The following is a 13343-nucleotide window of genomic DNA, read 5'->3' as shown; positions in this document are numbered from 1 at the left end:
ATTGCAGAGCAGTTTCCGCAAGGCACCCGGCCCCAAAAGCCGGTGTTCCAGAAGGACCACTCCAGGTTATGGTTAGCATCATGAAAATCCAGAACCGAAATCGCAAACAACTGAAAAGCAGACTTGAGTCAGCGGAGTCCTACAGCGAATGGCATGCGGCGGCGGAAGCGCTGGACGAGATGGACGGCCTGCTTGCCTGGCGCGAGGACGACAGCACCCAGCTGTTGCATGAGTCGCTGATACGGGATCACATTTCCCGGATGAAGCGCCTGCGGGAGCAGTGTGAGATGCGGAAGCTCATCCGGGTTTTGCAGGAGAGCCTTTACCGGCATCTCGGCGAGCTTTCCAACCCTGAGCTCTACGCCTTTGCCCGGACGGGAACCAAATACCTGGCTGGCGAGTTTTTGCGGGAAGTCGAGACATCCATGCAGTTTATCTGCGACAACCCCATCCCGGATGTTCCGGAAAGCAGAAAGCTGGAACTCTTCCAGGAAGCGGAGCACGTTTATGGGCAGCCAGCCCTGATGCTTAGCGGGGGTGCGGCTTTTGGTGTCTATCATGTGGGCGTGACACGGGCCCTCTGGAACGAGGATCTGCTTCCCCGGGTGATCGCCGGATCCAGCATGGGGGCCATAGTGGCCGGGATGATCTGCTCTCGTAACGACAGTGACCTGGAAGAATTTTTTCAGCATCCCCAGCGAGCTCACAGAGAAGCTTTCCGTTGGCGCAATCCGGGCCAGGCGTTCAGGGATGGATACATGATGGATCAGGACCAGCTCCACGAGCATATCCAGGCCAACATCGGCAGCGTCAGCTTTCAGGAAGCCTTTGAGCGCAGTGGGCGCGAGCTGAATATCTCCATCTCCCCGACCAGGACGCAACAAAAGCCCAGGCTACTCAATCGTATGGCTTCACCCGGCGTACTGGTTGACTATGCGGTGCTGGCGTCCTGCGCTGTTCCCGGCCTGTATCCGCCGGTGATGCTCAGGGCAAGGGACCCCGAGCCCGGCTCCCATGATGACACTTCCTACATGCCCAGCGAGCGCTGGATCGATGGCAGCATTCATGGAGACCTGCCGCTGATGCGCATGGCGAGGCTGCATAACGTCAACAAAACCATTGTCAGCCAGGCTAATCCCCATGTAGTCCCCTTCATCAGTCACCACCACCATCGGGGCACTGCCGTCTCTCTCAAGCGTGCAGTACAGTCGGTTGCCCATGGACAACTCGCCACCACGCTGAATCTGACCCGCAACTGGTCCTCCCCGGTATTCCGGCCGTTGATGGAGCAGGCCTATGCGATGACCACCCAGACCTATCTCGGCGACATCAACATCCATTTCCCCTTCCGGCCGACCCTCTATCGCAAGGTGCTGTCCAACCCCAGCGCGGAAGACCTGGAAATGTATATCCGGATGGGGGAACGGGCAACCTGGCCGCGGATTGCCATGATCAGGGACCAGACCCGGATCAGCCATGCATTCAAGGAGTGCATTGAAAAGCTGAAGAAACGCGCGGAGAAGGAGCAGACACAGGAGAAGTAGCAGCCGGCCGCCTGGCCGGCCGCCTTCAGTCAGCTTCGAACCGGCCTTTGCCGGGCCACCTTGCCCGGGCGACGGGCTTTGACGCGCGCCGGGGGCCTGCCCGTTGCCGGCTTGCTGCCACCGTTTTTACTGCCGTCAGTCGAGCGCGGCGGCAGGCCGGTATGCTGGGTCAGAAGCGGCCTGCCACCTTTGCCGGCACCCGGTGGCGTGGAATTTTTGCGGCGGGCGCTGTGATAGCCCTCGGTTGCCGGCTGATAAATCGGAATCAGGTGTTTCCTGCCGTTACCGATCAGATCCGCCCGGCCCATGCGCTCGAGCGCTTCCCGCAGCATCGGCCAATTCTTCGGATCGTGATAGCGCAGGAAAGCCTTGTGCAGGCGGCGCTGTGCCGGGTCCTTCACCGAATCCACCTTGTCGGACTTGTAGGTCACCTTGCGTAGCGGATTCCTGCCTGTGTGATACATGGTCGTAGCAGTGGCCATGGGGGACGGATAAAAGGCCTGCACCTGGTCCGCCCGGAAGCCCTTGGATTTCAGCCACAGCGCCAGATTCATCATGTCTTCATCGGTGGTGCCAGGGTGGGCGGCGATGAAGTAGGGAATCAGGTACTGCTCCTTCCCTGCCTCTTTGGTGTATTTCTCGAACATCTGCTTGAAGCGGTCGTAGCTACCGATTCCCGGCTTCATCATCTTGTCGAGCACGCCCTCCTCGGTGTGCTCCGGCGCGATCTTGAGATAGCCCCCCACATGGTGGGTGACCAGCTCCTTCACGTATTCCGGTGACTCTACCGCCAGGTCATAACGCAGACCGGAAGCAATCAGCACTTTCTTGACTCCCGGCAACTCACGGGCATTGCGGTAGAGCTGGATCAGGGCTGAATGATCGGTATTCAGGTTGTCGCAAATGCCCGGGTAGACGCAGGAAGGCTTACGGCAGGCGGACTCGATTTCCGGCGACTTGCAGGCAATGCGATACATATTGGCGGTGGGGCCGCCCAGATCGGACACCACACCGGTGAAGCCGGGCACCTTGTCCCTCATGGCCTCAATTTCCCGCAGGATGGAATCTTCCGAGCGGTTCTGGATAATCCGGCCTTCATGCTCGGTGATCGAACAGAAAGTGCAGCCGCCAAAGCAGCCCCGCATGATGTTCACCGAAAAGCGGATCATGTCGTAGGCAGGAATTTTTTCATCGCCATAGGACGGATGAGGCACCCTGGCAAAAGGCTGGTCGAAGACGTAGTCCATCTCTTCCGTGGTCAAAGGAATCGGTGGCGGAGTGAACCAGACATCGTGTTCACCGTGCTTCTGCACCATCGAACGGGCATTGCCCGGGTTGGTCTCCTGATGCAGTACCCGGTTGGCATGGGCATAAAGCACCGGGTCGTTGCGCACTTTCTCAAAAGACGGCAGGCGGATAACCGTATTGCCTCGGGTCACCTTCGAACTGGGCAGCAGATCCACCACGACGGTTTCGTCACTTTCCGCCTGGGGACCGGCTTCCTGGGTGGTGGCGCAGCTCTGCAGTTCCTGGGTGTTCACATAGGGGCTGATGAGCTTGTCGACCCGGCCGGGCCGATCCACCCTGGTGGAATCCAGTTCGTAAAAGCCTTCGGCAGAATCCCGGCGGATAAAGGCAGTACCGCGAACGTCGGTGATGCTCTCCACCGGATGACCAAGGGACAGGCGATTGGCCACGTCGGCTATGGCTCTTTCGGCATTGCCATAGAGCAGGATATCGGCGCCGGAATCGACCAGGATGGATTTGCGGACCTTGTCCTGCCAGTAATCGTAGTGGGCTATGCGGCGCAGGGAGGCCTCGATGCCGCCCAGCACCACCGGTACATCGCCAAAGGCTTCCTTGCAGCGGTGGGTGTAGACCAGACTGGCGCGATCCGGGCGCTTGCCACCCATTCCACCCGGCGTATAGGCATCGTCAGAACGGGGTTTGCGATCCGCGGTATAGCGATTGATCATGGAATCCATGTTGCCGGCGGCCACGCCGAAAAACAGGTTGGGTTTACCCAGCTTCATGAAATCGTCTTTTGAGCTCCAGTCAGGCTGGGCGATGATCCCCACCCGGAAACCCTGCCCTTCCAGCAGTCGCCCGATCACCGCCATCCCAAAGGATGGATGGTCCACGTACGCATCCCCGGTGACAATGATGATGTCGCAGGAATCCCAGCCCAGCTGGTCCATCTCCTCCCGGCTCATGGGCAGGAAGGGCGAGGGCCCGAAACATTCGGCCCAGTATTTGGGATGATCGAAAAGGGGCTTGGCTTGCTGCATGACGGTGACCGGGCTCCTCGTCCAGGGACGGCAGAGTCAAAAGGGAAGCGGCTTGATTTTCATCAAAAAGGACGGAGAAGATAGCACGTTTTTTGATCAAAACCTACCGCTAAAACCCCTGCTCCGCTCCACTGGACATCAGCATTTACCCCACCCGGAAATGATCCCTACCAGTTTTCACCAAACGGCCGCAGATCCATCTCGAACGTCCAGGCTGACCGCTCCTGCTGGCACAGGGCCCAGATGGCATCGGCCACGCCGTCCGCATTGATGAAGAAGTCATCGGGCTTGTCCGGGAGCATTTCCCGGGTTCTCGGCAGGTCTATGACGCCGTCGATGACCAGGTAGCCCACGTGAATGTTTTCCGGCCCCAGCTGGCGCGCCAGGGACTGGGCCAGGCTGCGCTGGGCCGCCTTGGCGGAGGCAAAGGGCGCGGTGCTGGCTCGCCCGCGCCAGGCCGCAGAGGCACCGGTCACCATCAGGTTCGCCTGTTTATGGTCCCGCAAGTGAGGCAGAGCGGCCTTTGCCGCCAGCATGAGGCCGAAGGTATTCACCCGCCAGGTCTTCTCGAAATCCTCCTCGCTGGCATCTTCCACGCTTTTGAAGACACCCGCCCCGGCGTTATAGACCAGGGTTGAGACCGGCCCAAGCTCACGGCGTATGAGATCGAATGTCCGGTTTACTGCCTCCCCATCCGTGGCGTCGCAGGGAAAAGCTTTCGCTTCGGGCAGTTCGCCTTCCACTTCCGCCAGATAGTCCTCATTGCGGGACAGCATCGCAACCCTGTAGCCCTCGCGGCAGAAGCGGCGGACCAGCGCAAGGCCGTTACCCGGCCCGATACCTATGACTGCACAGACTTTCTGCATGATGCCTCCCTGGACATTGTCCGGTTATTGATCAGCTGAAGCTCAGTATGACACCACAAAGTGGGCGCAAAAAAGAGTGGTGCTCCCTGATAAACCAATACTGTATAAAAACACAGCTCCCGGTGATACACTCGCTGCTGAATGATCAGTCTGGCTGGCCCTGAGAGGCCGGCGACCCAATGGAGACTCAATGCATGGCTGTAAAAGCACTTTATTATTCGGAAAGGGATGGGCTGGAAATGGCGCTCAAGAATGCCGACAAGATGCTGTTCTCATCCAAAGCTGAGGCGGATGCCCGGGATCGAATTCTGGAGCTTTCCGAGGAGGTGACCGTCTTCCTTCAGAAGCGGGTGGAAGGTCTGTCGGAAGAACTGGCCGAGCAGTGCGCCCTGGCCATCGCCGAGGAAAAGGATCTGTTTGCCCGGGCTCTGAAGAAGCCGGAATTGCTGAACCAGCCGGAAGAAAAAGCCGGAGAGTAACTGGTCCTTCTGTGATATCTACCGCCCCTCCCCCGGTGCGGCCGGCGCTTCGGGTTTTTTCTGGGTCATCACCAGGTAGACGCCGCTGACTGCAATGGCGGTGCCTGCCGCCGCCATCCAGCCCAGACGCTCGTCGAACAGCAGCCAGGCCTCCAGTGCCGTGACCGGTGTGACCAGATAGAAAAGGCTGGCCACCTGTGCCGATGCACCCCGCTTGATCAGTGCCATCAGCAGGCCGATGGCGCCCAGCGAGAGCACCAGCACCAGCCAGGCGAGGGCGAAGATCAGCTGGGGCGTCCAGTCCACCACCATGGTCTCGAGGCTCACTGCGAGAATACCAAAGAGGGTGGCCGCAGCGCAGTACTGGATAAAAGTGCCGGTCAGAAGATCCGTGGCACCACAGAAACGCTTCTGGTAGAGCGTTCCCATGGAGATCCCGAACAGCGCCGCCACTGCACACAGAACGGCCCAGAGGGGGAAGCCGGCAAAAAGCCCGGCAGAACCCGGTTCCAGCTTTTCCGCCAGCACCAGAATCACGCCCGCAAGCCCCATCAGAAGCCCCAGCCAGACCCGACCGGTCAAACGTTCGTTAAGCAGCAGCACCATGGTCATACCGGTCAGCAGAGGCTGAAGGCCAACCACCAGGGCTGTCAGCCCTGCCGGCATGCCGGCTTCAATGGCGTAGAACACACCCCCCAGGTAGGCTCCGTGCACCAGCAGCCCGGTTACACCCAGGTGCACCGCCTGCTTCCAGCTCCGGGGCCAGAGTGGCTTCAGTATCAGAATAAGGCCCCCCAGGCACAGCAGGGTCAGCAGCATGCGGTAAAAAAGCAGGGTGAAGGGTTCGGCATAGGGCAGGCCGAATTTGGCACCAATAAACCCCGTGCTCCACAGCAGCACGAAGGTCACAGGCATCAGCCGGATCCAGATGCTATCTCCGGTTGCGTCTGTCATTCGGGGGATGCCCTGAAGCCAGGTTCAAGGCGCGAAACCGCTAGCGCAATACGGTCAAGCGCAGCCTCAAGCACGGATCTGGGCGCTCCGATGTTCATCCGCATATGGCCACTGCCTCCCTCGCCAAACTGGGTGCCGGGATTCATGCCCACACCAGCCCGGTGAATGAAAAACGCCTTGAGTTCATCGTCTGACAGGTTCAGGGCTGAACAGTCCAGCCACAGCAGATAGGTGCCTTCCGGGTGCACCAGACGGACTTCCGGAATTCGCGCCGCCAGGTAGTCTGCCACGAAGTCCCGGTTGGCCTGCAGGTACACAAGCATGTCTTCCAGCCACTCCTCCCCATGCCGGTAGGCCGCTTCGAACCCCGCCACGCTGAACGGATTGCATTGTCCCATGTGCAGGCTTTCAAAAACCTTCTTCAGAGCAGCCCGGTGGCCCGGATCCGGCGCCACAAGGCTGGACAGGCCCAGGCCTGGAATATTGAAAGTCTTGCTGGGAGCAACGGTGGTGATCAGCTGATCCTCGTCACCTGCCAGGGTTGCCAGAACCCGGTGGCGCGGCTGATCCGGGTAGACCAGGTCACAATGGATCTCATCAGAAATCACCACCAGCCCATGGCGCCTGGCTATGGCCAGAACCGCTTCCAGCTCCTCACGGCTCCAGACCCGGCCCACAGGGTTGTGGGGAGAGCACAGAAACAGAACCCTGGCGCCGTCACGGGCGCAGGCCTCCAGGTGTTGCAGATCCATCTGGTAACGGCCATCCCGCAGCTGCAGGGGGTTCTCAATCAGACGCCGACCGGTGAGTGTCACCGCGGAGAAGAACGGAAAATACACCGGGGGCTGCACAATGATGCCCTCCCCCGGCCCGGCAAAAGCCAGGGCGGCGGCATGCAGAGACGGCACCACGCCGGGCGCCATCATCACCGAGGACCGATCAATGGACCATTGGTGACGGCGCTCAAACCACCGGATCAGGGACTGATAGAGGCTCTCGGGAAAAAGCGTATAACCATAAACGGGATGCTTTGCCCTTGCCACGAGGGCTTCGGTAACCGCCGTCGGCGCCGGAAAGTCCATGTCCGCTACCCAGACCGGAATGACCTTCTCGGAGCCGAAGACCGCCTTGCGGGCATCGTACTTCACCGCCTGGGTACCAGCCCGGGAAAAGGGGGTATTGAAGTCAGGCATCTTGGTTCGGGACCGACTCACACTCACTTTCAAGAAACTATCCTCAGTATCCCAGGGCAATTCCGTCCAGTCGCGGGTCAGAACCACCGAAACGCACCTGACTCTCAGGATCAATGCGCACGGCCTGGATGGCGCCGAAAAAGGTTTTGCCAACAACCACCTCATGACCTAAGGCCTCAAGAGCTTCCTTGGCGTGGGCGAGGGCTGGCTCAATATGGACCTCGCCGGATTCCGACAGTGACCACCGTGGAGCTTCGATCGCCTGTTGCAAGGGGTAATCACTGACCAGGTAGTTTAGCAGGAATTGCTGGAGCCCCTGAGTCTGCTGGTGGCCCCCAACACAGCCGAGCGAAATAAGGGGGACGCCTTCCTTGAAAACCATGATCGGATTAAGGGTATGCATGGTTCGCTTGTTGGGCGCCAGCCGATTGGCAGAATCAGGGTCAAGGGAGAAGTCCTTCCCCCGGTTCTGCATCAATATGCCGGTACCCTCGGCGACAAGACCTGAGCCGAACGGGTTGCGCAGACTATTAATAAAAGAAGATACATTGCCGTGTCGATCTACAACCGTGATATAGGTTGTGTTCTCCTGCTCCGGCAGGCCCGCCATTATGTTTTTCGCTGCAGCAGCCGGATCGATAAGCGCTCGGCGCTTGGCGGCATATTCTTCCGAAAGCAATTCTGATACCGGAATGTCGGCGAACTCCGGGTCGGTGATGTATTCGTGAAGATCCGAGAATGCGAGTTTGGCCGCCTCTATTTGTAAATGCAGCTTGTCTGCCGACTCCGGGTGAGTATTTGTAAAATCATAGCCACTCAGCACGTTCAGTTGCTGGAGTAGTGCGATTCCCTGAGTGCTGGGAGGTAACTCGTATACCGTAGTGCCACCGTAACTGGTTGAAATCGGCTCGATCCAGTCTGAAGTATGAGCCGCGAGATCTTCCTCGGTCATCAGTCCGCCATGTTTGCGAAGGGCGGCCACGACCTGTTTTCCCAGCCGACCTTTATAGAAAACATCGCTGCCTTCCTCGCCAATCATCCGCAAAGAACGAGCGAGGTCCGGCTGCTTCAGAACCTGTCCAGTCGCCGGTATCTCACCATTTGGCAAATATACGGCGGCTGATTCCGGAAATTGAGAAAGCACTTTCCTGCCGCGAATACGGTAGAAAAAGTTGAGCATTGGATTGACTGGGAAGCCTTCTTCGGCATAACGGATGGCAGGTTGTAGAAGTTCACTGAGAGGCTTTGAGCCAAATCGTTCGAGTCCCTTCACCCAGCCGTCCAAGCCGCCGGGAACCGTCACTGACAGGGGGCCAACAGCCGGCATTTCTTTAATGCCCTGTGAATTATATGACTCCAGTGTGGCGGCACTTGGCGAACGTCCACTGGCATTTAAAGCAAAGAGTTTCTTCTTGTCGGCGGCGTAATAGAGAAAAAATGCATCGCCACCGATACCGCACATGGCAGGGTCGAGCACATTTAACGCGGCATTCATGGCAACGCTGGCATCCATGGCATTACCGCCGTTCTGTAATACGTTCACTCCTACCAGCGAGGCTAAAGGATTGGCGCAGGCGACCATGCCGTTCTGGCTCATTATTGTCCCGCGTTTTGCCGGTCGTGGCGTATCTGGCAAGTCTGTATGAGCTGACTTTGCGGACTGAGCCAAAGCGCTTGCCGTCCACAAAGTCCCCCCGCTGCCCGCCAGTGCAGCGGTTGCGGCCGCGCCACTCAAAAACGTTCTGCGTGAATGCGTCATTGTTTTTCCCCTCGGCTCAGTGCCTGCTTATCGTTATATTTTATAATTGGCTGATGCTAATTACTGAGACATATTATCCGTGTCGCCCATATGCTGAATGGCCTGCCCTTTCCGGGGCAAGCCGTGCAGGTGGACGGGATTAAATATTTTATTTTTAAACAATCAACACTTAAAGCATAAAGTTGCTCTAGTCAAGAAAACATGAACAACCCGAGCTATTTCCAGTTTTCGACATCGATAGATTCTTAAAAAAAGAAGATTTGATATTTTGAGAGAGGTAAAAATTAAATAGAGTTTTCACAAAGTGGATTTTTGCGCAATTGTAAGGGGCTTCCGACGGTGGAACGGTCCCCTCCCAATGCCGGAATCACTGAATGATTATTCCAGGTGACGAGTTGCCCCGTGGACCTGTCCGAGACATGGTGGTAACAGGCTCCGTGATTTGCGCTCGAAGAAAGCAGAATTTCCATCCTTCAGAGGTGTCTCTCAAGGGATTCCGGAATCCGGCCGCCGTGTTCTCATTCTCTGCTGGTGGCCAGAAGGCTGGCATTTCCCTGCCCCTGCTCCAGTTCGCTGATCAGAGATCTGAGTTCCCGGCCTTCTTCATCAGCCAGCCCTGCTTCGCGCAAACGATGGACTTGTGCGGGGAGATCTGGCCGCTCGGGGTGTCTGTCCATAACCGTCATTATAGCAGCGAAACTGCCCAAACCACGGGCCAGAGTATCGCCGTATCCTTTGACCAGGCGCTGACACTGGACCACTTCCAGCGCAAGTGCTGGATCCTGCGCCAACGCGATCCTGACTCGCTCGAGCCAGGCTTCGATGCGGCTGTTCTCTTCGGCAAAACGCAGTGTATGCCGGCGCCAGCGACGGAGCCCGGCAATTGCATAGAGCAACAGGAACCCGCTGAGTTTGGCAGTACGGATGTGACGCCCTCGATGGGTAATGCGCCCGAGCATTGCACGCAAACGCTGCGAACCAAGGATCCTGCGGCCTAATCCTGCCGGCAGCGTATCGCAAATTTCTTCTATGCGCGGATGCATGAATTCCGTGACATAGACGATCTGATCATCCGTTGCGCGAACCTCATCATGGACACGCTTAAAGCGCTTGCCGCGGGTTTTTAAATCCGCTACCCGGATTGTGTCCTCATAACTCATCCAGAGGGCTAAATAGCGTGCCGTCTCGCTTGTAACCGGATAGTTGCGGACATCGCCCTCGTTTTCCTGCTCCGCTGCGTGTATTTGTTCGAGACGGTCAAGATAGCTGCGAGCGTAGCGGATGTCCTGAAAGTCAATCAGGCGGCGTATGCCCTCGCGGGCATTGAGACGAACGGGTTCCGGTAGGCGTGCATCGATGCGTTCGAGTAACTCTCGTACTTCCGAATGTGGTTGTTGTCCTGCGCCAGCCTGGTCATTCGGCGGATTTTCGCGTTCGTGTCTGCCAAGTGCCTGGGCGAAGCCGGCAGAGAAAGCCCGTAAGCTCGGCTCGACTCCAACGCCGCCTCGGCGGATGGCATCTTCGAAGGCTTCGCGGGACATGGGCAGCACTTCGCTGGCAGCAAGTGCGCCGAAGAGCACTGCGCTGATTACACTGCCGTGGGCCTCGGCGGTCGCGTTCATGTCGAAGTGAATGAAATGCCTGGCGGCAATCTCTGCATCCTTACGGATCGGTTCCGGATCCAGAATGCCGTTCCCCATTACGATTTTTTCCGTGATGCCGTAAACGCGGTGGCTGGAGGCAATAAGCGTCGTCCGGTCTGGGGTAACAAGGCCTCGCTGAAGGGCGCGGCCAACTTCCATAAACTCCGCCGCCATCACGACATCAACGTCGCCAGGCACTGGCATGAGCGCAAGCACCGGATCCTGGCCTGCATTCTTCGCGGCCTGCAGCGGGAAAAGTTCCACGTAGTAGATAGTGGCGCCGGTACGCTGGGCCACGCCCGGCACCGAAGTCGTTTGGGCAAGGTAGTCAGAATTTTCCGCCAGACTTGTGATCCAGTCGGAGAGCACCCCGCCCCCTTGTCCGCCCATTGCCAGGATGGCAATGGTGATCGGCCGCGGTTTGGATATTGCTTCGCTCACTATGTGCTCCTCAGTTGACTGGACTCAAAATGCGTAACGGGCAACCCGACGCTCGGTGCGCGCTTGCAGAAAACCAATAACAGCCCGGCGCACCCGGTGAGCGAAACAATCCCAGCGATTGGGATTATTGATAATCTCGGCGCGGTAGAACGATGGGCAAAGCACCGCTGCGTGAGCAATTTCACCGCATAAGCCACATCCCACACAGGTGTTGTCGACGTGGGCAATGGGATCTTGCCGAAGGGCATCAGGATTGGGTTTGATTGAAAGCGAAGGGCAGCCGGATAGCCGAATACACGAATGATCACCGGTACAGGTGTCACTGTCGATGCCGAAGCGCTCCCGGACGACACGTTTTCCGGCTTTCAACGCACTGCGATAAATAGGTTTTTCGCGGCGCTGAAGATTAAGCATGCACTCGGACTGGGCAATGACAACCTTTGGCCCCTTTGCCGTGGTGGTAAGGGCCTCTCTCAGCGCATCCTTCATCTTCTGTAAATCGTAAGTCCTGTCTACAGTGCGCACCCACTTGACACCAACTCCGCGGACCGCTTGTTCGATCGGGATATTGGTCTGACGAATGGGATTTTCGGCTCGTGAAGACGGAACATCCTGGCCTCCGGTTGCGGCCGCGTAATAGTTATCCACCAGCAGCAGCACATGATCATCATTATTATAAACTGCACTGGCAACGCCGCTGGTCAAACCATTGTGCCAGAACCCGCCGTCTCCCATGACGCTGATTGCCCTGTGCCCCTTGGCGCCATGAAAGGCCGAGGCGCCGGAGGCGCCCAGCCCGTAACCCATCGTGGTGTTACCCAGATTGAAGGGCGGCAGGATCGAAAAAAGGTGGCAACCGATATCACAACTGATGTGCTGGGGCCCGAGCTCACGTTCGATAAGTTTCATGGCTGTAAAAATTGGACGCTCCGGACAGCCGGTACAAAATCCGGGAGGGCGCGGAGGCACAGCATTTTCCAGGTTTTCAAAGATTACCGGCGTGGGAATGGCGCCTCGTTCGGAGAAAAGATCTGGGGCATGCCTTTCACAGAATGTGCGGAGGCCGTCGATCAATGCCTGACCGGTGTATTCGCCGGCTTTGGGCAACATGTCCTTGCCGTGCAGCTTGGTTTCAACATCGGCGCGGCGAAGGATGGTATTCATGTTCTGTTCGAGATAGTCCGGTTGCCCTTCCTCGATCATCAATACCGCTTTTTTGCCAGCGCAAAACTTCACGACTTCGTCGTCAACTAGCGGGTATGTAACGTTGAGAACGTACAGAGGGATTTTGCTGTTGCCAAAGCTATCGGCCAGGTCCAGCCGCTCAAGCGCGCGGATAACCGTATTGTAAAGCCCACCCTGTAAGACCAACCCGAGTTCTTCGCGGTCGCCCGTAAAAAATTCGTTGAGACCCTGTTCCTGGATAAACCGTACAGCCGCAGGCCATCGTTTGTTGACTTTGTCCTGCTCATGGGCAAACGCGGCTGGCGGAAGAACGATGCGGCTGACATCCCGCACGGGATTCTCCAGGGCCTGATCTATCGAGAAAGGCGGGCGCTTGTTATCTGTCGCCGTGAAGCGACCATGCACGTGACAGGCACGAATACGTAGTTCCAGCATGACCGGGGTGTTGCTTGCCTCGGAGAGTTGAAAACCGTGTTCAACTGCAGCCACGATGCTCGGCAGATTGGGACGAGGGTCGAGCAGCCAGATCTGACTTTTCATGGCGAAGGCATGGGTCCGTTCCTGCATGATACTTGAGCCATCGCCGTAATCCTCACCGACAATGACCAGCGCGCCGCCAGTCACACCGCCTGAGGCAAGGTTGGCAAGAGCATCGGATGCCACGTTGGTGCCTACAGTCGATTTCCAGGCAACGGCCCCCCGTAGGGGATAATTAACAGAGGCTGCAAGCATGGCTGCCGCTGCGGCTTCGCTGGCGTTGTTTTCAAAATGTACGCCCAGTTCTTTGAGGATGGGGTCAGCATCATGAAGAACATCCATAAGGTGGGAAATCGGCGCGCCCTGGTAACCACCCACATAAGCAACTCCGGACTGCAATAGCGCCTTGGTGACGGCAAGAATACCTTCGCCATGAAACTCTTCGCCTTCTCCAAGTCGTAGCTTTTGTACCTCGTTGACGAAAGATCGTTCTGCCATGTATTCGCTCCTCAGA

At 57.7% G+C, this 13343-nt stretch carries 9 protein-coding genes; 2 read left to right on the top strand and 7 right to left on the bottom strand.

The features are described 5' to 3' along the window. Positions 1–80 precede the first annotated feature (80 nt). On the top strand, positions 81–1544 hold the full coding sequence (locus LG327_RS06075; RefSeq protein ID WP_404367186.1) for a patatin-like phospholipase family protein: 1464 nt from the start codon (positions 81–83) through the stop codon (positions 1542–1544). 29 nt (positions 1545–1573) lie between these two features. On the opposite strand, the gene LG327_RS06070 is transcribed toward LG327_RS06075, so the two are convergent. Beyond that, entirely contained in the window at positions 1574–3832 is a 2259-nt protein-coding gene (locus LG327_RS06070) for a YgiQ family radical SAM protein (protein WP_404367183.1), read from the bottom strand. Between the two features lie 167 nt (positions 3833–3999). Further along, positions 4000–4698, bottom strand: a complete 699-nt coding sequence (locus LG327_RS06065; RefSeq protein WP_404367180.1) for an SDR family NAD(P)-dependent oxidoreductase — start codon at positions 4696–4698, stop codon at positions 4000–4002. Between the two features lie 194 nt (positions 4699–4892). Between LG327_RS06065 and LG327_RS06060 the strand changes: the two genes are divergently transcribed. Continuing rightward, the gene (locus tag LG327_RS06060; protein ID WP_404367177.1) at positions 4893–5177 is read left to right on the top strand and encodes a YebG family protein; all 285 of its coding nucleotides are present in this window, start codon (positions 4893–4895) and stop codon (positions 5175–5177) included. Between the two features lie 18 nt (positions 5178–5195). Here LG327_RS06060 and LG327_RS06055 read toward each other — a convergent pair whose 3' ends face one another. From LG327_RS06055 to LG327_RS06035, 5 genes are all read right to left on the bottom strand, one after another. Further along, complete coding sequence (locus LG327_RS06055; protein ID WP_404367174.1) at positions 5196–6131, bottom strand: DMT family transporter; 936 nt, start codon at positions 6129–6131, stop codon at positions 5196–5198. Further along, positions 6128–7324, bottom strand: coding sequence for a MalY/PatB family protein (locus LG327_RS06050; RefSeq protein WP_404369259.1), 1197 nt, complete (start codon positions 7322–7324; stop codon positions 6128–6130). Before LG327_RS06050 ends, LG327_RS06055 begins: the two co-directional genes overlap by 4 nt. A 43-nt stretch (positions 7325–7367) precedes the next feature. Then, positions 7368–8921 (bottom strand): gamma-glutamyltransferase, encoded by a 1554-nt coding sequence (gene ggt / locus LG327_RS06045; RefSeq protein WP_404367171.1) that lies wholly within the window; start codon positions 8919–8921, stop codon positions 7368–7370. A gap of 680 nt (positions 8922–9601) precedes the next feature. Continuing rightward, complete coding sequence (locus tag LG327_RS06040) at positions 9602–11167, bottom strand: indolepyruvate oxidoreductase subunit beta family protein (protein ID WP_404367168.1); 1566 nt, start codon at positions 11165–11167, stop codon at positions 9602–9604. A 24-nt stretch (positions 11168–11191) separates the two neighbouring features. Then, complete coding sequence (locus LG327_RS06035) at positions 11192–13327, bottom strand: thiamine pyrophosphate-dependent enzyme (protein WP_404367166.1); 2136 nt, start codon at positions 13325–13327, stop codon at positions 11192–11194. Positions 13328–13343: the final 16 nt, after the last annotated feature.

Source organism: Marinobacter sp., assembly GCF_044799475.1.
Lineage (GTDB): Bacteria > Pseudomonadota > Gammaproteobacteria > Pseudomonadales > Oleiphilaceae > Marinobacter.
Note: the sequence above shows the minus strand (reverse complement) of the source record. Positions and strands in the feature narration are given on the sequence as shown.

Coding starts and splice junctions, on each gene's coding strand:
- ggt (WP_404367171.1), bottom strand. CDS start 8,921: ATGAGCCAGAACGGCATGGTCGCCTGCGCCAATCCTTTAGCCTCGCTG.
- LG327_RS06055 (WP_404367174.1), bottom strand. CDS start 6,131: ATGACAGACGCAACCGGAGATAGCATCTGGATCCGGCTGATGCCTGTG.
- LG327_RS06075 (WP_404367186.1), top strand. CDS start 81: ATGAAAATCCAGAACCGAAATCGCAAACAACTGAAAAGCAGACTTGAG.
- LG327_RS06070 (WP_404367183.1), bottom strand. CDS start 3,832: ATGCAGCAAGCCAAGCCCCTTTTCGATCATCCCAAATACTGGGCCGAA.
- LG327_RS06035 (WP_404367166.1), bottom strand. CDS start 13,327: ATGGCAGAACGATCTTTCGTCAACGAGGTACAAAAGCTACGACTTGGA.
- LG327_RS06065 (WP_404367180.1), bottom strand. CDS start 4,698: ATGCAGAAAGTCTGTGCAGTCATAGGTATCGGGCCGGGTAACGGCCTT.
- LG327_RS06060 (WP_404367177.1), top strand. CDS start 4,893: ATGGCTGTAAAAGCACTTTATTATTCGGAAAGGGATGGGCTGGAAATG.
- LG327_RS06050 (WP_404369259.1), bottom strand. CDS start 7,324: ATGCCTGACTTCAATACCCCCTTTTCCCGGGCTGGTACCCAGGCGGTG.